Raw genomic sequence first — 19,444 nt, forward strand, 5'->3', positions numbered from 1 at the left:
GCATATGGGAGACAGCTCGGTCGGGATCAACGAAGAGCGCCAGGCAAAGCAGTGCCCCACTCGAAATTCCGACGTCGACCGCTTGCTGATCTTCCAACGCGGTGCTTGAGGAGCCGGGTGTTAGCAGGGTTTCGACCCGATGCAATCCTTTGCCGGTCACGTCCTTGCACGTTTGCGTGAGCCCTGCGGTTTGCGACTGGAAACCAGGTGCGCCCTAGCCGGCAAACCTGACGACTATTTGCACTTGCGCTCAGTTCGCCAGGCCGATCGGATTTGCCTTCGGACGGGAGGCATCGCACGTGGCCATCTGGCTTCCCGACATGACCGCGTGCGATGGTTATGGTTGGTTTAGGCTCGCTGTTCCAGCGACGCCCCTTCAGGGATTCGGCCTTTTTCCCGCCGGATCGCCAACTTCCGCACCAGAACATAGAATACCGGCGTCAATACGAGGCCGAACAAGGTAACGCCGAGCATGCCGGCAAAGACGGCGATGCCCATGACGTGGCGCATCTCTGCGCCAGCGCCTTTAGCAATCACCAGCGGAACGACGCCTGCGATAAAGGCAAGCGACGTCATCAGGATCGGTCTGAGCCGAAGGCGGGCCGCCTCAAGCACGGCGGACAGAGGATCGGCACCTTCATCCTCTTTCGCTCGCGCGAACTCGACGATCAGGATCGCATTCTTGGCCGCGAGCCCCACGAGAACGACAAAGCCGATCTGCGTGAAGATGTTGTTGTCGCCGCCGGTAAACCAGACGCCTGCGATTGCGGAAAGCAGCGCCATCGGCGCGATCAGCAACACGGCGAAGGGCAAAGACCAGCTGTTGTACTGGGCGGCGAGAATGAGAAACGCCAGCAGGACAGACAGAGGGAAAATGTACATCGCGGTGTTTCCGGCCTGCTTTTCCTGATAGGCGAGCTCCGTCCATTCGAAGGTCATGCCGGGTGGCAGCGTCTCCGCCGCGATCCGTTCTATGGCCGCGGTTGCTTGGCCGAACGAATAGCCGGGCGCCGGACCGCCGCTGATATCGGCCGACGGGAAGCTGTTGTAATGCATGACGCGATCCGGTCCCGAACTGTGCTTGACCGTCAACAGCGCCGACAAAGGTATCATCGCGCCCGCCGCGTTGCGCACCTTCAGCCGGCCAATGTCTTCCGGCTGCATGCGGAATGGCGCGTCTGCCTGGACCACCACGCGATAGGTCCGGCCGAAGCGGTTGAAATCGTTGGCGTAGAGAGAACCGAGGTTGACCTGCAGCGTTTCGAAGATGGTGTTGAGCGGCACTCCTTGAGACTTGGCTTTCACCCGGTCGATGTCCACCTGCACCTGCGGCGCATTCACCTGAAAGCTTGCAAGCATTCCGGCAAGCTCCGGCGTCTGCATCGCCTTGCCCATAATCGCGCCCTGCGCTTCGGCAAGCGCCGCAAAGCCGAGCCCGGCCCTGTCCTCGACCTGGAACTTGAAACCGCCGGTCGTACCGAGACCCGGGACGGGCGGCGGCGGGAAGATGCCGGCAAAGCCGTCGGGTATCTGGCTGAATTTGCCCATCAGGCGACCTGCGATCGCGAATGCGGACAAGGACGGATCCTTGCGCTCGTCGAAGGGCTTCAGCATCGTGAAGATGACGGCGGCATTGGGAATATTGACCATGCCGTTGACCGAAAGCCCCGGAAAAGCGACGACGCTTTCGACGCCCGGTTCCGCGAGGGCTATCTCCGACATCTTCTTGACGACCGCCTCGGTTCGGTCGAGCGAGGCTCCTGTCGGCAATTGGGCGATGCCGACCAGGTAGTATTTGTCCTGCGCCGGGACAAAGCCGTTCGGCACGGTGTGGAAGCCCAGCCATGTCGTGGCGACCAGGCCAGCGTAGACGAGAAGGACGAGCGCGCTGAACCTGACGGCACGGCGGACGGACCAGACATAGGCGTTCGAAGCGCGCTCGAAGAACCGGTTGAAGAGCCGGAAGAACCAGCCGAACAGGCCGTCTATCACGCGCGTCAGGAGATCGCGCTTCACCTCGCCGTGGTGCGGCTTCAGAAGCACGCCGGCTAGCGCCGGGGAAAGGGTGAGGGAGTTGACCGCGGACAGGATCGTCGAGATTGCGATCGTCAAGGCGAACTGACGATAGAACTCGCCTTGCAGGCCGGATAGGAACGCTGACGGAATGAACACGGCCGAGAGCACGGACGTGATCGCAATGATCGGCCCGGTCACCTCGTCCATGGCCTTGCGCGCCGCTTCCTTCGGCGTTTCGCCAAGCGCGATGTGACGCTCGACGTTTTCGACGACGACGATCGCATCGTCGACCACGATCCCGATCGAGAGGACCAGGCCGAACAGCGACAGCGTGTTGAGCGAAAAGCCGAACATGTACATCAGCGCGAATGTGCCGACCAAGGAGATCGGCACGGCAACCAGCGGGATGATCGACGCGCGCCAGGTCTGAAGAAAAAGCACGACCACGATGACGACCAGCACGATCGCTTCAAGTAGCGTCATCACCACGGCCTCCAGCGAGGCCTTCACGAAGACGGTGGGATCGTAGGCGATGCGATACTCTATGCCCTCAGGAAAGCCTTTCTGCAGGTCTTCCATCGTGGCGCGAATGGAACTCGCCACGTCGAGCGCGTTGGCGCCGGGGCTTTGGATGATCTGCAGCGCCAGCGCCGGCTTGCCGTCAAGAAGACTGCGCAGCGCATAGGAGTCGGCGCCCAACTCGATGCGGGCAATGTCGCGCAGCCGGGTGACCTGGCCATCGGCGCCGGTCTTGACGACGATGGCGCCGAACTGCTCTTCGTTGGATAGCCTGCCGAGCGTGTTGACCGTGACCTGCAGCGCTGCCGAGGCATCCGGTTGCTGGCCGACGGAGCCGGCGGCCACCTGAGCGTTCTGCTCCTGGATTGCAGCAACCACGTCGGAAGCGGTCAATCCGCGCGCCGCGACCTTGGCCGGATCGAGCCAGACCCGCATGGAGTATTCGCCGGCTCCCCAGACGAGCACGTCACCCACACCCGACAGGCGCGCGAGCTGGTCGCGGACCTGCAGCGTCGCGAAGTTCGATAGGTAGAGAGGATCGTAGCGGTCATCGGGCGAAACCAGATGCACGACCATCAGGATATCGGGCGAGGTCTTCTGCGTCACGACACCGATGCGCTGAACTTCCTGCGGCAGACGCGGAAGCGCGCGCGAAACCCGGTTCTGAACCTGGATCTGCGCCATGTCGGGATCGGTGCCCTGCTGAAAGGTCACCGTCAGCGTCATGCGCCCGTCAGTTGCGGCCTGCGAGCTCATGTAGAGCATGTTCTCGACGCCGTTGATCACCTGCTCCAGCGGAGCCGCAACCGTTTCGGCGATCACTTCGGGGCTGGCACCCGGATAGCTTGCGGTCACCTGCACGGTCGGCGGCGTCACCTGGGGATATTCGCTGAGCGGCAGCTTTAGGAGGGTCAGGCCACCGCCGATCAGCATCAATACGGAGAGAACGACCGCAAAGATGGGGCGGTCGACGAAAAAGCGTGGAATGTTCATCGACGCGCCTCCTGCGAAGCGGCGGCCGCTAAGTCACCTTTGGCCGCTTCGCCCGACACCATCGAAACCGTCTGCGGGTCAACCTCCATACCAGGGCGCACGAGGCCCTTGAGAATGATCTTCTCACCCGGCCTGAGACCGCTTGCGACGACACGCAAGCCGTCGATCATCGGACCGAGTTCGATCGGCCGGTACTCGGCCTTGTTCCCCGAGCCCAGCGTCAGCACATAGCGGCGACCCTGGTCGGTACCGATCGCCTGATCGTCGATCAGAACGGTGCGGGCTGGCTGGGCCGTCACAAGGTTCACCCGAGCAAACAGACCCGGGGCCAGCAGTCCGTCCGGATTCCGGACGATCGCGCGGGCCCGGATCGTGCCGGTGCTGCGTTCGACCTGGTTGCTGATGAAGTCGAGCACGCCGGCATGGGGGAAACCGGCATCCGTCATGAGGCCAATCCCGACCGGCAACTTCTCGGTTCCGCCTTCTCCATTGTCAGGACGCGCTCGCCCGCCAAAATCGAGAAACGTCGCTTCGTCGATGTCGAAGTAGACGTAGAGCGGGTCCGTCGAGACGATGGTGGTGAGGAGCGTGGCGGCACCCGCATTGCCGCCTGAAACAAGGTTGCCCTCGGTCACCCGGACACGATCGACCCGCCCGCCAATCGGGGCTGCGACGCGCGTGAAGGAGAGATCAAGCTCTGCCGCAGCCACTGCCGCCTTGGCGATTTCGACCTCGGCCTGCCGTTGGCGCCGCACTGCCTCGGCATCGTCATAGGTCTTGCGCGACACGGTCCCGTTCGGAGCCAGGGATTTGGCGCGGCGGAACGCGATGTCGGCGTGATCGAGAAGAACGATCGCCTGTTTCAAGCGCGCCTTGGCGGCGTCCAGGGCGACTTGGAACGGTCGCGGATCGATCTGGAACAGGACCTGTTCCGGTTTGACGAGAGCGCCTTCGGGAACACTCACCCTGTCGATGGCGCCGCCGACACGCGGACGCAGTTCAACGGATTTTGCCGCCTCGAAGTGGCCCGTGAACTCTACGGCTGGCGCGACCTCTCGCGTGATGACCTCGGCGACCGGAACCTTGGGCATGGGCGCACCCGTGGTTCCGGTCGCCGCGACTGCCTCCGACGCACTGGTCGAGGAGGCAAGCCCAAGAAGCCGACTGGCGAAGGTTCCCATTCCATCGCCGTCGGCAAGCGCAAGCCCTCCAACGGTTGCGATACCGGCTAGGAACAGGGCGGCGGCCTTTTTACTCATTCTCGTTCACCTTCATTTTGTTCACGCTTGCGGCCGGGGCGGCCACGGCAGCGATCAGTTCTTCGCGAAGGTGCGGTTTCCAACGATGGAAAGGTCAAGACCTCCTGAAACTTCTTTCGCTCACCCTGATGCGAATGGTCAGGTTCTGCCGATAAGAGATTGGAAAATCTGGATTTTCGTCTTGTGTATTCCCCGCGGCTGGCACTCCGGCGGGGGGCGCCGACCACGACTGAGCTGTGCTCTTTGCTGGGGCGCCACGCCACCGTCATTCGTGTGGTCGCGCCGAGAGTCCCACTAGGCGATCGGTCCAGGTTCGCCGTCGCATTCCAATCTCCGAAACTGAGAACGTCGGCGGTGATCCGATACCCGTTGACCTTACCAGCGCTGGAAGCCGCAGCCTGAGGGCATTTTCGCTTGCCGCCGTCAGGAACCGGCCCGCGAGAGGATTCGAACGCTGTGAGGAAACATTTGATATGACCGTCAAACGCATAGACATACGATCGGCACGAACAAACCTCGAAGTGCACGCCGACCAGACCATTCTCGACGCTGCGCTCGCCGCCAAGCTTCCTTACCCCCATGGCTGCAGATCTGGGCGGTGCGGCGCTTGCAAGTCTCGGCTGATCGAAGGCGAGGTGGAGCTTCTCCAGCATTCGCCCTTCGCCCTCACCGATGAGGAGAAAGCCGGCGGTCTCATCCTTGCCTGCCGGGCGCTTCCGGTAACGGACACCGCCGTGGCATGGCTTGGAGGCGGCGAAGAAGATGCCGTCCAAACGCCCCAACGGCTAAGCGGCATCGTTACGCATCTGGAGGACCTCACGCACGACATCAAGCTGGTGCGCATCGATGCGGAAGATGGGGGCAGCTCTCGTTTCGTCGCTGGACAATATGCGCAGGTGAGTTTCGACGGGGTCCCCGCCCGCAGCTATTCCATGGCCAACCGGCATGGCGACGGCCGGGTGGAGTTCCACATTCGCCACGTGGTCGGCGGAGCGACCTCGCAATATGTGCACGGCGCTCTGAAGGCCGGGGACAAGGTGACGCTCGAATACCCGATGGGATCCTCCTATCTGCGGGAGAACCACTCCGGCCCGATCCTGTGCATCGCCGGCGGCTCCGGCCTCGCCCCCATCAAATCGATCGTCGAAACCGCCCTTGCCCACGGCCTGAAGCAGCCGATCCATCTCTACTTCGGCGCACGCAGCGAGCGTGATCTCTACCTCGTCGATCATTTTCGCGCGCTCGCCGAGTGGCACGCCAATCTCGTCTTCCAGGCCGTGTTGTCGGAGGCGGATTCGGCAGGATACCGCCGTGGATTCGTGACGGAGGCAGTGGCCGAGGATCTGTCTGACCTCGACGGATGGAAAGCCTATGTCGCCGGCCCGCCGCCGATGGTGGATGCGGCAATGGAGGTTGCGTTTGCCCGCGGCCTGAACCGCTCAGACATGCATGCCGACGTGTTTTTCACGCCCGAGCCGGCGGAATAGCCGCTCTCGGGCGCAAAATCGGCGGCGCAACTGCTTCATCTCAGCCTGGCGGAAGCTCAGCGAAACTGGGCGCCCGTCAGTTCCTCCATCTGCGGCCTTCGGATCCTGACCTTGTCGACGTTGCGGCCATCCAAGGCGACGACTTCATAGGTCAGGCCACCAAAGCTGACGCTTTCACCCTGGTTGGGCAGATGTCCGAGGCGCCAAAGAACGAGGCCTGCCAGTGTGGAGTAACGGTCGGCCTCATCCACGAGATCGACCTCCAGCAGTTTTGAGACATGCCGGATATCGATCCACCCGTCGACGAGGAGCGCTCCGTCTTCCTCGCGCTCGACCGTCAACTGATCATCATCATCGTCGGCAAAGTCGCCGGCGATGGCTTCGAGCAGGTCTGTTGGTGTCACCAGGCCTTCCATCGAGCCATATTCGTCAAGGACGATCGCGACCTGAAGGGGAGACTGTCGCAACTGCTCAAGCAGGCGCAGCGCGCTGACGGTTTCATGCACGACCAAGGGCTGGCGAAGGGATCGGCTGAAGTCGATCTTGCCGGTCTCGAGCAGGTCTCTCAACAGGTCTTTCGCCAGCGCGACGCCCAGGAACTCATCGAGATTGCCGCGTCCGATCGGGAAGCGCGAATGACCTGTTTCGATGATCTTGCGGCGCAACTCGTCGTCACTCTCCTCGATATCCAGCCACTCGACATCAAGCCTCGGGGTCATGACCGATTTTGCCGGGCGCTCTGCAAGTGTCAGTACGCCTTCGATCATCTCGTGCTCCACCGGCGTGAACAGTTCGTCCTCCGTCGCCCGCTCCGCGATGACATCCGCCGTTTCGCCGAGCGACGTCTCGCTCTTGCGTCGACCGAGGAGGGAGAGAACGGCATTTGCCGTACGCTCGCGCAAGTCACCCGTCGTCATGAAGCGTTCGCGGTTGCGGCGTCCGATCTGGTTGAAGGCCTCGATCAGCACCGAGAAGCCGATCGCCGCATAGAGGTAGCCCTTGGGGATATGGAAACCGAACCCTTCGACGATCAAGGAGAAGCCGATCATCATCAGGAAGCCGAGGCAGAGGATGACGACGGTCGGGTGTTTCGACACGAAGGCCATCAGTGGTTTGGACGCAAGCAGCATCACGCCGACGGCGACAATGACCGCGATCATCATCACGGAGAGATGCTGAACCATCCCGACGGCGGTGATGACGCTGTCCAGCGAGAAGACGGCATCGAGGACGACGATCTGCACGAGGACCTGCCAGAAGACCGCATGCTCCACCTTGCCTTCCTTGTGACCGGCATGGCCCTCGAGGCGCTCGTGCAGCTCCATCGTCCCCTTGAACAGAAGGAACAGGCCGCCGAACAGAAGGATCAGGTCGCGGCCGGAGATCTCAGCGCCGAGCACTGTGAACAACGGAGTGGTCAGCGTCACGATCCAGGCGATCGAGGCAAGCAGGACGAGACGCATGCCCAGCGCCAGTCCGAGGCCAATCAGTCGGGCTCTTTCCCGTTGATGCTCTGGAAGCTTGTCCGCGAGGATGGCGATGAAGACGAGGTTGTCGATACCGAGCACGATCTCGAGAACGATGAGGGTGGCGAGACCCGCCCAGGCGGCCGGATCAGACATCCATTCGAACATCATTGGGTTTAAAGGCCAGCCCTCAAGGCAAGGCCAATCCTTCTATTGTTGATGGGAAAAGAAAAAGCGTCGCCCGCCCGTCTGGTCGACGGTTGCGGGCGCAAAGTAGGTGACCGCGAAACCGCTTCAGCGGAGCCGCGCTTGTAGGGTCTGATGAACGTTGGTCAGGGTCGGCGTCGTCAGGCATGCCGCGTGGTCCGCCTTGTCGGATAGGCCATGGAGCGGGCGGCAAACAGCAAGCCGAACTCCGCCCACCCTGCGCGACCGACAAGGTGGCGGGTCATCGTGACCGGATGGGGGACAGGCGGTGGGCTTGGTGCAGCTGGGATCATGAGAAAGGGTTGGCTCTGAGGGAAGGCTGGCTTCCGGGGGAGGGGGATGGTCCCCGGAAGCCAAAAGCGGCGTCAAATATCTTCGTCGCCGCCGAAATCCATGTCGTCAACGGGCGCTTCCGGCTCCGGGGCAGGGGCGGCTGGTTGAGCGGCCTGGGCCTCGTTACCACCCAACATGCCGGCAATCGCATTGCCGAGCAGGACGCCACCGGCGACGCCCATTGCGGTCTGCGCGGCGCCCGCGAGGAAGCCGCCGCCGGTGCGCTGTTGCATCGGCTGGCCGTAAGCCTGGCTCTGGTTGCCCCATGGCGAGCTCGGGGCCGCACGGCCATACCCGGCCTGTTGTGGCGCCGGGCGCTGAGGAGCAGCGTTGCTGCCGAACATCGAGGAGAAGAAGCCGCCGCGCTGCTGGCTTTGTGCGGTGTGCGCTTCCAGTTCTTCGATACGGCGTTGAGCCGCCTCCAGTGCCTGTTCCTGTACGACGATCGTCTGCGCCATGTAATAGGGCGCGCCCGGCTGCTGGCCTATCCGCTCTTGAATGAAGCGGTCGGCTTCCGCGTCGCGCGGAGCGGATTGGCGCTCCGCCTGGGCGAGCTTGGAGAACAGGCCGTCTATGGCCTGCTGATCATTGCGATCCATAAGATATGTCCTTGATATCGGCGACTGTTACTCTTCGCGCTGGCCGGTGAAATTCAGCAGCAGCTGGAAGATGTTGACGAAGTTCAGGTAGAGCGAGAGAGCGCCGAAGACCGCCAGCTTCTGCTGGGATTCCTGGTCGAAGTTGTCGGCATACTGCTCCTTGATGTTCTGCGTGTCCCAGGCGGTCAGACCGACGAAGACGACGATGCCGATCACCGAGACGGCAAACTGAAGGGCGCTGGAACCGAGGAAGATGTTGACGATCGAGGCGATCATCACGCCGATCAGACCCATGATCATGAACGAACCGAACTTCGCGAGGTCCCGTTTCGTCACATAGCCGTAGAGGCTCGTCGCTCCGAACATGGTAGCGGCGATGAGGAATGTGCGGGCGATGCTGGCGCCGGTGAAGACCAGGAAGACCGAAGCGAGCGACAGGCCCATAACGGCGCAGAAGGCCCAGAAGGTCATCTGTGCCGAGGATGCCGACATCGAATGCATCTTGAAGGAAAAGAAGAAGACGAAGGCGAGCGGCGCCAGCATCACCACCCATTTCAGCGGCGTGGAGAAGATCGGCACGTAAAGCGCCGGCGTGGTGCCGACGATGAAGGCGACAAGGCCCGTCACGACGAGGCCGAGGCCCATATAGTTGAAGACGCGCAGCATGTGCTGGCGAAGGCCCTCGTCGAGGGCGGCGGCCGAAGCCTGACTCATACCGCCGAAGCGGTTCTGGTTCTGATACATGAAGGTTTCCTCAGTAAAGTGAGTTCTTGAGAAGCTCGGCCTCGTCGCTGAGGCCGATGCCCGGCGTGCTTGAAACGACGGCATAGGCAACCTCGCCGACCTGCCACCAGGCAGCCTCGGCATTGGAAAGGTTGAGGTCCTTCACGGGTTCGACCGCGAAACGACCGGGCCTGCCGGCGAAAAGTGAAATGACCGTGCCCGCGTCGGTCTTGACGCTCATCTCGACGCTGGGTCCGAATTCCGAGGGGAACACCTGGACATCGACGACGTTCCAGCCCTTCGGGAGCTCCGGCATGACGATGGCGGTCGCGGCACGAATGTCGTCCCGGTCATAGGTCTGAACCTCAGGCTGCGACGGCATTCCAGCCCTTACGACCGAGGTCTGATGGGCGCGGATGGCGTGCTCCACGAAAGCCGGCGGATGGGCCGAGGCATTGACTTCGCTCGGGCCGACCGCCGAATGGGCAATCCACCCGACCGACACCATCAAGCCGACCGCCGCAACCTTTTGCAGCGCGTTCCAAACGCGCGCATTCGCAAGCCCAGAAGAAAGGCGCCGGGCCGCCTCGCGCGTCTCTGGACGACCGGCAACGACATCCGACGTCATCGCCAGTTTGAGCGTGGTGCGCATGCCGAGGTCGGCCATGACGCGCGCCGCCGCATCCGGATTCCTGGCAAGCCAGGTCTCGACCCGCAGCCGACCGGTCGCGTCGAGCTGATTGTCGATGTAGGCGTCGAGATCGCCATCGGTAATCGTATCGACGTCAGTCATTGTCGCCTCCGACAAGCTTCAGATGGTTAGGCTTCCTCCGTCCGCTTTCGAAATCTCTGAGCGCTGCTCGTGCGCGGGAGACGCGCGACATCAAGGTCCCGACGGGGATGTCGAGTATGTCGGCGGCCTCCTGGTAGGAGAGATCTTCGACAGCAACCAGATGTAGGGCTTCGCGCTGCTCCTCCGGCAGCAGCATGAACGCCTCGCGAACCTGAGCGAGCCGGACGCTGTGTTCCTGGTGGGCCGGGTAGGACGATACGGCTTCCTGCGCCGTCTGGCTGTCACGCTGGCCGCGCGACAGCGCCGATCGTACGCGGTCGATATGGGCGTTGCGAACGATGGCAAAAAGCCAGTTTCGAAGGTTCGCTCCCGACCGGAACGTCGAGCGCCGCTCGTAGGCTCTCACCAAGGCATCATGAACGAGATCTTCTGCGTCAGGCGAATTGCGCGCAAGCGAACGCGCGTAGCGCCGCAGCGCGGCCAGCTGCCCAATAACGTCGAAAGCGCCTTTTTTCGATTCCATACCCGCATATACGGAGCCGATGCGATTTCTCATCCATCGTCGACGAAAAAAATATGATCCATCCGGATGCAGCAGTTTCGGAGCGCATGCCCGCTGGCAACACCGAAGCGCGCCTGCGCTGGCTACAGGGGCGGCGAGCAGCACCCGCGCGCGCTCTATGCGCCCGCAGCAAACGCTTCGAGGGTCGCGGCAAGCAGCATACGGGCACCTTCGATGGAATGCGCGGGCTCGACATATTCCGCTTCGTTGTGGCTAAGCCCATCGCGGCAAGGCACGAAGATCATGGCTGCCGGCGCGACACGACTGACGAACAAGGCATCGTGGAAGGCGCCGGAGAGCATACGCCTGGTTGTCAGTCCGAGCGATGCGGCAGCGCGATCGAGGCAGGTGAGCAGGTCGTCTGAAAAGAGGGCCGGCGGCATGTCGAAGATTTGCCGCGTTGTGCTCTGGCAACCGTTGGCTTTAGAGGCGTTGTCACATGCCTGCCGGACCCGCTCTTCCAGGTCGTCGATGGCGTTGGTCTCCGGGTGGCGCAGATCGACGGTGAACGTGACCGACCCCGGAATCGAGTTCACCGAACCTGGTTCGACTGCGAAGCGGCCGACGGTAAAGCGTGCGCGCCGGTCGCCCGGCATGGCGCTCCTATACAGTGGTTCAAGCGCGGTAACGGCCGCGGCCATCGGGTCGCGACGGAATTCGAGCGCCGTCGTGCCCGCATGCGCTGCCTGCCCATCGATCCTGACCTCCAGCCACCGCGTGCCCTGGATGCCATAGACGATGCCAACCGGTATGTTCTCCCGTTCGAGCGACGGGCCCTGTTCGATATGAAGCTCAAGGTAGCCGGTGATCGGGAAGCCGAGCGGGCGCATTTCGGCTTCCGGCAGGGCTTTCAGTGTTGCCTCCAACTCATCGACGAACAACGCTCCGTCGCGGCCGCGAAGATCGGACCAGGCCCCGGGGATGGCACCGGCGGCAAAAGCCATCGATCCCATCGTGCCGGGGGCAAAGCGGCTTCCTTCTTCGTTCGTCCAGGCAACGACCTCAAGCGGAAAATCAGTCTCGATGCCGGCATCTTCGAGACTTTCCATCACCTCAAAGGCCGCCAGAGTGCCGAGCGCTCCGTCAAAGCGCCCGCCGGTCGGCTGGCTGTCGAGGTGGCTGCCGATCACGAACGGCGGCCTTTGAGGAAAAAGGCCCTCCCGCCGGATGAACAGGTTTGCCATCGGATCCTGGAAGACGCGGAAACCGCGCGCAAGCGCGAGTTCCGCTAGCAGCCGGCGGGAGCCCCGATCTTCCACCGACAAAGCCTGCCGGTTGACGCCCCCGGCCGGCGTCCCGCCGATTTTTGCGAAGTCATCAAGACGCTTGAGCAGGCGCTTGCCGTCCACTGTGGTGCGAGAGGTCATGGTCGTTCCCAAATGTCGCCTTGATCAGACGTAGGCTGCGTCATGAAAGGCGATTTCAAGTTGCTGCGCTCGCCCGAAGATAGCGCTCAGGCGCTTGCGCTCGGAAGCCTCGAGCGCGTCGCCGGCTACGTCGAGTTCTTTTTTCAGCCACTTCGCCTGAGCCGCAAACTCATCATCGGCGTGCATTTCGACCCATTCCTTCAAATGTGGATCGGCAAACGATGAACGGGCGGCCCTTTTCGACCAGGTCCAGTACATCCACTCGGCCGCAAACATGGCAGCGACGGTATCGAGGAAACCGCCGTTGCGGGCGATGTCCAGCATACCCGTTCGGAAAGCATCGACCTCGGCAACATTGAGATCATAGGTGCCGGGATTGATATTGCGTTCGGCAAAAATCCGTTCGAAGTAGGCGATCTGCTGGTTGGCGAGCGCATCCAGAACGGCAATCAGCCAGCGCTTCTGTTCGATCGTCTCGGCCTTCGCCGCCGCAAAGGCGAAGATCGAGATCGCGGTTTCGACGAAGGCCCCCTCATAGACGAGATAGCGTTCGAAAACCTGCGGGGACAGGCGCCCCATCACGATGTCCTCGACGAAGCGATGGTTCACCATGGCTTCGAAGACGGTGGCGTTTTCCCGCAGGATCTGTTCCGAAAGCGTTTCAGCCGCCATCGTCACGCCTCCAGCGCGGGTTCGGCAGCGGCGCGGAAAGCCTTAACCCGCTCGATATCGACCGGGTTCCACCAGACCCCGCCCTGCTTCAGAGACGAGGCGACGATCACGCCGTTGGTGCGCCTGAGGATTTCGACGATGTTGTCCTTGGTCACGCCCGAGCCGACCAGAAGCGGCAGGTGCGTCGCCGAGCCGATCTCCTCGATCTCCTCGATGGTTGCCGTATTGCCGGTGCGCTGACCGGTGGCGATCACACCGTCGGCGTCGAAGAAGGCGAGGTCGCGCGTCAGTTCCTGGATCGAGCGATCGGCCACGATGGCGTGGGCGCCGTGCTTCACATGGCTGTCGGCAAAGACCTTGATGTGCTCGGCACGCAGCAATGAGCGGTAGCGCATCGCTTCTGCGGCCCGCCCCTCCATGAAGCCTTCGTTGGCGACATAGGCGTTGGCCCACTGGTTGACGCGAATGAACTTGGCGCCGCCCGCCATGGCTATGGCAAAGGCCGGGATCGGCGCATTGGCAAGGACGTTGATGCCGAGCGGCACACCTGTCGCCCGCGCGATCCGGTCGGTGACGACCGACATGAAGGCTGCCGTTTCGTGGCCGATATCTTCCGGCTTGGAGAACGGCACGTCGCCATGATTTTCGATCATCAGGCCATGCAGGCCACCCTCGACCAACGCCTCGGCGTCACGCATGCAGGCATCGTAGATAACAGACATATCGGCACCCCGATAGCGCGGCGCACCGGGGAAGGCCGGGCAATGGATCATGCCGATCAGAACCTTGTCAGTCCCAAATATTTCCCTTATGGCGCTTGTGGACTTGTCAGATATTTCCTGCATTTCTCTCCCTTTCGAAGGTATGTTCATGCACGCTTACGTAATCGGTAATGTGACGGTGGACGAGACCATCGCCGTGTCGGAAATGCCGGCCGCGGGCGCATCGATCCACGGTAGCCAGCGGTCCCGGGACCTCGGTGGCAAGGGCGCGAACCAGGCTGTTGTCATGGCCCGCACCGGCCTGCCGACGAGCCTTGTCGCAGCCTTCGGCGACGGCTTTCGCGCCGACATGATCCGCCAGCATCTGGCAAGCGAACCGGTGGTCAGCAGACTTGTGCCGGTCCTCGGCAAGTCCACCGACTTCTCGATCGTGCTGACCACGCCGGATGGAGAAAACGTCAACATCACGACCACCGACTCTGCCCAGAACCTCACGCTTGCCGACGCCGTGGCAGCGCTGGCCGACGCGGTTCCCGGCGACCTTGCTGTGCTCCAGGGAAACCTGTCGGACGAAACGACGCGGGGTGTCCTTGAAGCTGCGCGCGCCCGCCACATGATCACCGCCTTCAATCCGTCTCCCTTGCGTCCTTATTTCAGCACCCTGTGGCCCTTGGTTGACATTGCTTTCCTCAACCAGGGTGAGGCGCAGGCAATGACCGGTACCAGCGGCGAAGAGGCTGCCCGCAAGCTGCTTGCGGCCGGCGTTCGCGAAGTCGTCCTGACCTTCGGCGGCGACGGAGCCATGCTCGTCACCGCCGAAAGCAGCGTCCCGATCGGCGCCGTCGAATGCGACGTCGTCGACACGACAGGCGCCGGCGACACGTTCATGGCGGTGGCGCTCGCATCCGCCACACTTCGTGGCACTCGCCTCGATCGCACCGCGATCGAACATGCAACGCGCGCCGCCGCCATCACTGTCAGCCGTCCCGGAACCCGTTCGGCGTTTCCATCGATCGAGCAGTTGCAAGCGATCCTGGCCGCGCGCTGAGGCTCTCCTCAGCGCGCGCTCCTCGCTGCGGTTAGCGCTCCGTTGCCGTCATCCACCCAAGGATGTTCTTCCAGAGGCGGCCGTAGCCCTCCCACTCGCAGAATGCCGGCGACAGCCAGTGGGGGCCGATATCGGACGTCCAGGCGGCGGTGCGCCCCTTGCCGAAACCGCCAAGGACGAGCAGCGGGTGTCCGCCCTGATCTTCGGGAAGCCGGGCGACGACCTCGGCTCCATCGCGAACCTCCACTTCATTGACGCCGAGAAGCAACGGCCAACTGCCCGAAAGCCCCGCCATGGTCGGATGGTCCGGCTTGACGACGTCGGCAACCGCGCCCTCGGGAATCTCGACGCGGTCGTCATAGGGAAGGCACGTCACCGGAAGCGTGTCTTCGACAGCCGTGCGGCGCCAGCGCGCCTTACCGTCGATACCCTGGAAGGAGAAGTAGCCGCCGACCATCAGCAGCGCTCCGCCCTTTTCGACCCAGGCCTTGATGAGCTTCAACCGGTTCGGAACGGTGCGCGAATGCAGCCATACGGCCGGCGGCAGCAACAGCGAGTTGGCGCCGATATCCGACAGGATGATCGCATCGTATTGGTCGAGGCCTGCCATTTCATAGGGGAACTGGTCCACGGCGTCGTGTGCGGTCATGTAGGTCAGCTCGAACTCGCTGTCCTTGAGCACCTTGACGAGCGGTTCCGCGCCCAGATGGAAGGTCACGCTGCCGAACTGGTCGAAACCCTTGTAGTGGGTGGCGGAGCTTACCCAGCTCTCGCCGACGAGAAGCACTTTCTTTGTCATGGTCTATCCGTCTGTCTTGAATTGCGTTGGGAGCCGATATCAGGCCCCGGTTTGGAATACCGAGCGGGGGTTGTCCCGCATCATTCTGTCGAGCGCGCCGTCCTCCAGTCCGTGTCGTTTGAGACGCGGCAGGAAGTGGCGCAGGACGTAGGCATAGCCGTTGCCTCCGTAGTGGCTGAGCATCATCTTCAGGAACACATCGTGCGAGAGCAGGATGCGGTCCATGTGGCCGGCGTCCACCAGCCTGGCGATCGCTCGTGCTGCCTCTTCGTCGCTCGGGCACTGTACCTGTTGATCGGCATAGAAGAAGTCCATGCCGATCATGTCGTATTCGATGAACGCACCGCGTTCGGCGAGCTCGCTTTGATAGGCGAAATCGTCGTGGGACGGGTTCATGTGACAAAGCACGGTGTGGCGCAGATCCGCCCCTTCCTCGGCGACGACATCGAGCACCCGATGGCCGAGCCGGAACCAGCCCGGCAGATGCACCATCAGCGGCAAACCGGTCCGGACCTGCGCCCGGGCGGCCCCACGCAGGGACTTCTCCTCGGCCGGGGTGAAATCGGAGGAGACGCCGATCTCGCCGATCAGTCCGATTTTCACGCCCGTGCCGTCAACACCGTCGATGGCCTCGCGGACGATGCCGTCGGCGATCTGGTCGACGCTCATGTCCGCGACCTCGGCCGGATGCGAGGAGGCAAGATAGTATCCGGCCCCCATCACGATATTGAGACCCGTCGCCTTGGAGATGCGCCGTAAGGCGAGCGGGTTTCGACCGATGCCATTGCAGGTAGGTTCGACGACTGTACGGCCGCCTGCGGTCGCGAAAGCCTGCAATTCGGCGATAGCCAAGGGTTCGTCGTCGAGCGTAATGTTGTGCTTGTTAACGAAGGGGTCCTGGCGCAGTTCGCCGAGGATCTCCATGCAGACGAAGCCTTCGGCGAGATACTGACGCTCCTTCGTTTGCGGTGCGTTCCACCAGCAGCGGCAATCGTTGAGGATATGCTCGTGCATCAGTGTGATGCCGAGTTGATCCGCGTTGATCGCGCCGTTCACCGTCATCACCTTGCCGGACCGCACATGTCCTTCTGACAGCTCCTTGCTCATGACGGTTATCTCTTGCCGCCGAAGCGAAAGTTGGCGGTGAAGATCCGGGTGTTGAGCCAGATCGCAACGAGAATGATCGCACCGGTAACAATCTGCGTGAAGAACGGCGAGATATGCATGAGGATCAGGCCGTTGCCGATGACCGCAATCGTCATCGTGCCGAGCACGGTCCCGAGGATCGTGCCGCGCCCCCCCATCAGCGATGTCCCGCCCAGCACTACGGCGGCGATAACTTGAAGCTCGAAGCCGACGGCCGCATTCGAGGAGCCGGAGCCGAGGCGCGCGGCGATCAACAGGCCAGCAAGGGCGCAGGCAACGCCGGCGATCATATAGACCGAGGCGATCACCCATTTCGCCGGCATGCCGACGCGGCGAGCCGCTTCCATGTTGGACCCGACGGCGACGACCTGGCGGCCGTATTTGGTCGAGGATATGACGACATAACCGGCGACCGCGACCGCAACCGCGATAAGCGCAGGCATCGGAATGCCCAGCAATTCGCCGCGGCCGAGCATGAAGAAGCCGGGAGCGTCCTTGATCGGGATCGAGTACCCTTGCGTCAGATAGAGCGCCAAGCCGCGCAGGATCGACAGGCCGGCAAGCGTGACGATGAAGGCCGGAATACCCTGATAGGCGGTGAACCATCCCTGCACGAAGCCGAGAAAGGCGCCGAAGAAGAGCATCGCGACGACGACGAGAGGCCAGGGATAGCCCATGGCCAAGACAATGGCCGCCACCGCATTGACCAGGGCGACCTGCGAACCGACAGAGAGGTCGATGCCGCCGGTTATGATTACCAGCGTCATGGCGACCGCGACGATGAGAATCGGCGCTGCCTGGCGGATGACGTTCAGAATGTTGCCGAGCGTCATGAAGGTATCGGTCGTGGCCGCGAAAAAGATGACGCAGGCCAGGAAGAAGAAGGCGATCGACAGAACCTGGGCGTTTTCCGAAAGGAAGTCTGCCGCCGGCGAGCCTTTTGCGCGTTCGGTATAGGCCGTCATTGCTTGGCTCCTTCCCCGACGATCAGCTTGACGAGGTCTTCCAGGTTGGTCTTGCCGATTTCGCGCTCGGCGACCTTGGTGCCTTCGTACATCACGGCAATGCGGTCGCAGACACGGAACAGGTCCTGGAGACGGTGGGTGATCAGGATGACCGAGACGCCCTTTGCCTTGACGCGGTTGATCAGCGCGAGCACGGCTTCGACCTCCGCCACGGCGAGCGCCGAGGTGGGCTCGTCCATGATGAGGACTTTCGGATTGAACGAAGCGGCGCGCGCGATCGCGATCGCCTGACGCTGTCCGCCCGAGAGTTGAGCGACCTTGCCGGTCAGACGCGGAATGCGGATTTCCAGCGCATCGAGCATCTTGCGTGCTTCCTCGAGCATGGTCCTCGTATCGAGGAATGGCCCTTTGCTGATTTCTCGACCGAGGAAAAGATTGCCGACCACATCGATGTGGTCGCAAAGGCTCAGGTCCTGAAAGACCATTTCGATATTGCGGTTACGGGCGTCCGCAGGTCCTGAGAACCGAACCTCTTCGCCTTCCAGCGTAATGGTCCCGCCATCGGGAATGTAGGTGCCCGAGATGACCTTGGTCAGCGTCGATTTGCCGGCGGCGTTGTCGCCGACGAGGCCAAGGCACTCGCCGGGATAGATGTCGAGGTCGACGCCACGCAGCGCCTGGTGCGATCCGAACGTCTTGACGATCCCTTTGAGGGACACGCGGGGGCTGACACCGGTGCGGGAGGGCAAAGCCCCCCCGACACCAGCGACAGCGGGAGGATGCTGTCTTTCAGTCGTCATCATTTGAAGATCGCCCGATATGGCTCGACGTTGTCCTTGGTGACGATCGTTACCGGCACGGCGATGGTCTTTTCGACGCTGCCGCCGTCGGAGACCTTCTTCAAGGCGTCGACGGCAGCGGCACCCATGGCAGCCGGATCCTGCTGAATCACGGCGGTGACGTAGCCGGCGTCGATGCCGGCGATCGCCTGGGCCGTCAGGTCCCAACCGAAGACCTTCACGCTATCCTGCTTGCTCTGGCTTTCGACCGCGGCGATGGCACCCATCAGGGCCGGCTCACCGGTCGCATAGATTGCGGTCAGGTCGGGATTGCCGGTAATCAGGTTCTCGGCGGCAGCGAGCGCGTTGTCCTGCACGTTCTGTCCATCGACGACGCCGGCCGAGCTGATACCGTCGACATCCTTGATGGTCTTTTCAAATCCTTCCTGACGAACGTTCTGAATGAAGGAGTTGAGCGCGCCGACGACACCGATCTTGGCTTTGCCATCGGCGTTGGCCTTGATGTAGTCGAGGAAGAACTTGCCCATGTCGGCGCCGGCCGTGGCGTTGTCGACGCCGATCTGCGCCTTCTGCGGGCCTTCCGGAAGGATCGCATCGATGGCGACGACGGGGATCCCGGCTTCGGCTGCCTGGTTGACCGCCGGCATGATGCCGTTGACGTCGATTGCGACGACGGCGATGCCATCGACCTTCTGCTGAATGTAGGTTTCGATCGCACTGTTCTGCGCGGCCGGGTCGTTGTTGGCATTGAAGATGACGAGCTTCGCGCCGGCAGCGTCAGCCGCCTTCTGCGCGCCTTCGTTCATCTGATTGAAGAAAAGCGCCTGCTGGTTGATTTGCACGAGCGCAAAGGTCTTTTCGGCGGCAAGGGCCGGCGAGAGAGCAGCGCCGAGGGTCGTCAATGCCGTGAAACCAAGCGTGGCGACTAAAGTCCTGCGTTTCAAATTCCAGTTCATGTTCTCATCCTC

At 62.4% G+C, this 19,444-nt stretch carries 17 protein-coding genes; 2 read left to right on the forward strand and 15 right to left on the reverse strand.

All coding sequences use genetic code 11. The features are described 5' to 3' along the window. Positions 1-348: 348 nt before the first annotated feature. Together IB263_RS25265 and IB263_RS25270 are read right to left on the reverse strand one after the other, a co-directional pair. Positions 349-3,528 carry an efflux RND transporter permease subunit gene (locus tag IB263_RS25265; RefSeq protein WP_034790527.1) on the reverse strand — a complete coding sequence of 1,060 codons (3,180 nt, stop codon included), beginning with the start codon at positions 3,526-3,528 and terminating at the stop codon, positions 349-351. After that, complete coding sequence (locus IB263_RS25270; RefSeq protein ID WP_034790524.1) at positions 3,525-4,787, reverse strand: efflux RND transporter periplasmic adaptor subunit; 1,263 nt, start codon at positions 4,785-4,787, stop codon at positions 3,525-3,527. The genes IB263_RS25265 and IB263_RS25270 overlap by 4 nt, the downstream gene beginning before the upstream one ends. A gap of 473 nt (positions 4,788-5,260) precedes the next feature. On the opposite strand from IB263_RS25270, the gene IB263_RS25275 reads away from it, so the two are divergent. Next, positions 5,261-6,274 carry a 2Fe-2S iron-sulfur cluster-binding protein gene (locus IB263_RS25275; RefSeq protein WP_060521146.1) on the forward strand — a complete coding sequence of 338 codons (1,014 nt, stop codon included), beginning with the start codon at positions 5,261-5,263 and terminating at the stop codon, positions 6,272-6,274. A 56-nt stretch (positions 6,275-6,330) separates the two neighbouring features. Here the strand turns inward: IB263_RS25275 and IB263_RS25280 are convergent, their stop codons facing one another. The 8 genes from IB263_RS25280 to IB263_RS25315 all read right to left on the reverse strand — a co-directional run bounded on the left by IB263_RS25280 (position 6,331) and on the right by IB263_RS25315 (position 13,841). Beyond that, positions 6,331-7,911: a TerC family protein gene (locus IB263_RS25280; RefSeq protein WP_060521147.1), complete on the reverse strand. Its 1,581-nt coding sequence runs from the start codon at positions 7,909-7,911 to the stop codon at positions 6,331-6,333. A 401-nt stretch (positions 7,912-8,312) separates the two neighbouring features. Next, positions 8,313-8,879: a DUF2076 domain-containing protein gene (locus tag IB263_RS25285; protein ID WP_034790482.1), complete on the reverse strand. Its 567-nt coding sequence runs from the start codon at positions 8,877-8,879 to the stop codon at positions 8,313-8,315. A gap of 27 nt (positions 8,880-8,906) precedes the next feature. Further along, a complete protein-coding gene (locus tag IB263_RS25290; RefSeq protein WP_192439223.1) occupies positions 8,907-9,623 on the reverse strand; it encodes a Bax inhibitor-1/YccA family protein in 717 nt (238 codons plus the stop codon). Positions 9,624-9,633: 10 nt separating this feature from the next. Further along, positions 9,634-10,395: an anti-sigma factor gene (locus tag IB263_RS25295; protein WP_060521148.1), complete on the reverse strand. Its 762-nt coding sequence runs from the start codon at positions 10,393-10,395 to the stop codon at positions 9,634-9,636. Further along, complete coding sequence (locus tag IB263_RS25300) at positions 10,388-10,918, reverse strand: sigma-70 family RNA polymerase sigma factor (protein ID WP_060521149.1); 531 nt, start codon at positions 10,916-10,918, stop codon at positions 10,388-10,390. Before IB263_RS25300 ends, IB263_RS25295 begins: the two co-directional genes overlap by 8 nt. Before the next feature lie 155 nt (positions 10,919-11,073). After that, a complete protein-coding gene (locus IB263_RS25305) occupies positions 11,074-12,324 on the reverse strand; it encodes a Zn-dependent hydrolase (RefSeq protein WP_060521150.1) in 1,251 nt (416 codons plus the stop codon). 24 nt (positions 12,325-12,348) lie between these two features. Next, positions 12,349-12,996, reverse strand: a complete 648-nt coding sequence (locus IB263_RS25310) for a TenA family protein (RefSeq protein WP_112983602.1) — start codon at positions 12,994-12,996, stop codon at positions 12,349-12,351. A 2-nt stretch (positions 12,997-12,998) separates the two neighbouring features. Then, positions 12,999-13,841: a BtpA/SgcQ family protein gene (locus tag IB263_RS25315; RefSeq protein ID WP_060521152.1), complete on the reverse strand. Its 843-nt coding sequence runs from the start codon at positions 13,839-13,841 to the stop codon at positions 12,999-13,001. A gap of 25 nt (positions 13,842-13,866) precedes the next feature. On the opposite strand from IB263_RS25315, the gene IB263_RS25320 reads away from it, so the two are divergent. Next, on the forward strand, positions 13,867-14,766 hold the full coding sequence (locus IB263_RS25320; RefSeq protein WP_060521326.1) for a ribokinase: 900 nt from the start codon (positions 13,867-13,869) through the stop codon (positions 14,764-14,766). Positions 14,767-14,797: 31 nt separating this feature from the next. Here the strand turns inward: IB263_RS25320 and IB263_RS25325 are convergent, their stop codons facing one another. The 5 genes from IB263_RS25325 to IB263_RS25345 are packed head-to-tail and all read right to left on the reverse strand — an operon-like array spanning position 14,798 to position 19,432. Further along, positions 14,798-15,565: a glutamine amidotransferase gene (locus tag IB263_RS25325; protein WP_060521153.1), complete on the reverse strand. Its 768-nt coding sequence runs from the start codon at positions 15,563-15,565 to the stop codon at positions 14,798-14,800. Between the two features lie 39 nt (positions 15,566-15,604). After that, positions 15,605-16,672, reverse strand: a complete 1,068-nt coding sequence (locus tag IB263_RS25330; RefSeq protein ID WP_060521154.1) for a phosphotriesterase — start codon at positions 16,670-16,672, stop codon at positions 15,605-15,607. A gap of 5 nt (positions 16,673-16,677) precedes the next feature. Beyond that, positions 16,678-17,676: an ABC transporter permease gene (locus IB263_RS25335; protein ID WP_060521155.1), complete on the reverse strand. Its 999-nt coding sequence runs from the start codon at positions 17,674-17,676 to the stop codon at positions 16,678-16,680. Next, positions 17,673-18,476 (reverse strand): ATP-binding cassette domain-containing protein, encoded by an 804-nt coding sequence (locus tag IB263_RS25340; RefSeq protein ID WP_034790756.1) that lies wholly within the window; start codon positions 18,474-18,476, stop codon positions 17,673-17,675. The genes IB263_RS25335 and IB263_RS25340 overlap by 4 nt, the downstream gene beginning before the upstream one ends. Beyond that, positions 18,476-19,432 (reverse strand): substrate-binding domain-containing protein, encoded by a 957-nt coding sequence (locus IB263_RS25345; RefSeq protein WP_060521156.1) that lies wholly within the window; start codon positions 19,430-19,432, stop codon positions 18,476-18,478. Before IB263_RS25345 ends, IB263_RS25340 begins: the two co-directional genes overlap by 1 nt. Positions 19,433-19,444 lie beyond the last annotated feature (12 nt).

This window comes from Ensifer sp. ENS03 (genome assembly GCF_014852035.1).
In the GTDB taxonomy this organism is placed as follows: domain Bacteria; phylum Pseudomonadota; class Alphaproteobacteria; order Rhizobiales; family Rhizobiaceae; genus Ensifer; species Ensifer adhaerens.

What these genes read in the sequence shown, in the direction of transcription:
- IB263_RS25265 (WP_034790527.1), bottom strand. Translation starts at nt 3,528, where the DNA reads ATGAACATTCCACGCTTTTTCGTCGACCGCCCCATCTTTGCGGTCGTT.
- IB263_RS25270 (WP_034790524.1), bottom strand. Translation starts at nt 4,787, where the DNA reads ATGAGTAAAAAGGCCGCCGCCCTGTTCCTAGCCGGTATCGCAACCGTT.
- IB263_RS25275 (WP_060521146.1), top strand. Translation starts at nt 5,261, where the DNA reads ATGACCGTCAAACGCATAGACATACGATCGGCACGAACAAACCTCGAA.
- IB263_RS25280 (WP_060521147.1), bottom strand. Translation starts at nt 7,911, where the DNA reads ATGATGTTCGAATGGATGTCTGATCCGGCCGCCTGGGCGGGTCTCGCC.
- IB263_RS25285 (WP_034790482.1), bottom strand. Translation starts at nt 8,879, where the DNA reads ATGGATCGCAATGATCAGCAGGCCATAGACGGCCTGTTCTCCAAGCTC.
- IB263_RS25290 (WP_192439223.1), bottom strand. Translation starts at nt 9,623, where the DNA reads ATGTATCAGAACCAGAACCGCTTCGGCGGTATGAGTCAGGCTTCGGCC.
- IB263_RS25295 (WP_060521148.1), bottom strand. Translation starts at nt 10,395, where the DNA reads ATGACTGACGTCGATACGATTACCGATGGCGATCTCGACGCCTACATC.
- IB263_RS25300 (WP_060521149.1), bottom strand. Translation starts at nt 10,918, where the DNA reads ATGGAATCGAAAAAAGGCGCTTTCGACGTTATTGGGCAGCTGGCCGCG.
- IB263_RS25305 (WP_060521150.1), bottom strand. Translation starts at nt 12,324, where the DNA reads ATGACCTCTCGCACCACAGTGGACGGCAAGCGCCTGCTCAAGCGTCTT.
- IB263_RS25310 (WP_112983602.1), bottom strand. Translation starts at nt 12,996, where the DNA reads ATGGCGGCTGAAACGCTTTCGGAACAGATCCTGCGGGAAAACGCCACC.
- IB263_RS25315 (WP_060521152.1), bottom strand. Translation starts at nt 13,841, where the DNA reads ATGCAGGAAATATCTGACAAGTCCACAAGCGCCATAAGGGAAATATTT.
- IB263_RS25320 (WP_060521326.1), top strand. Translation starts at nt 13,867, where the DNA reads ATGCACGCTTACGTAATCGGTAATGTGACGGTGGACGAGACCATCGCC.
- IB263_RS25325 (WP_060521153.1), bottom strand. Translation starts at nt 15,565, where the DNA reads ATGACAAAGAAAGTGCTTCTCGTCGGCGAGAGCTGGGTAAGCTCCGCC.
- IB263_RS25330 (WP_060521154.1), bottom strand. Translation starts at nt 16,672, where the DNA reads ATGAGCAAGGAGCTGTCAGAAGGACATGTGCGGTCCGGCAAGGTGATG.
- IB263_RS25335 (WP_060521155.1), bottom strand. Translation starts at nt 17,676, where the DNA reads ATGACGGCCTATACCGAACGCGCAAAAGGCTCGCCGGCGGCAGACTTC.
- IB263_RS25340 (WP_034790756.1), bottom strand. Translation starts at nt 18,476, where the DNA reads ATGACGACTGAAAGACAGCATCCTCCCGCTGTCGCTGGTGTCGGGGGG.
- IB263_RS25345 (WP_060521156.1), bottom strand. Translation starts at nt 19,432, where the DNA reads ATGAACTGGAATTTGAAACGCAGGACTTTAGTCGCCACGCTTGGTTTC.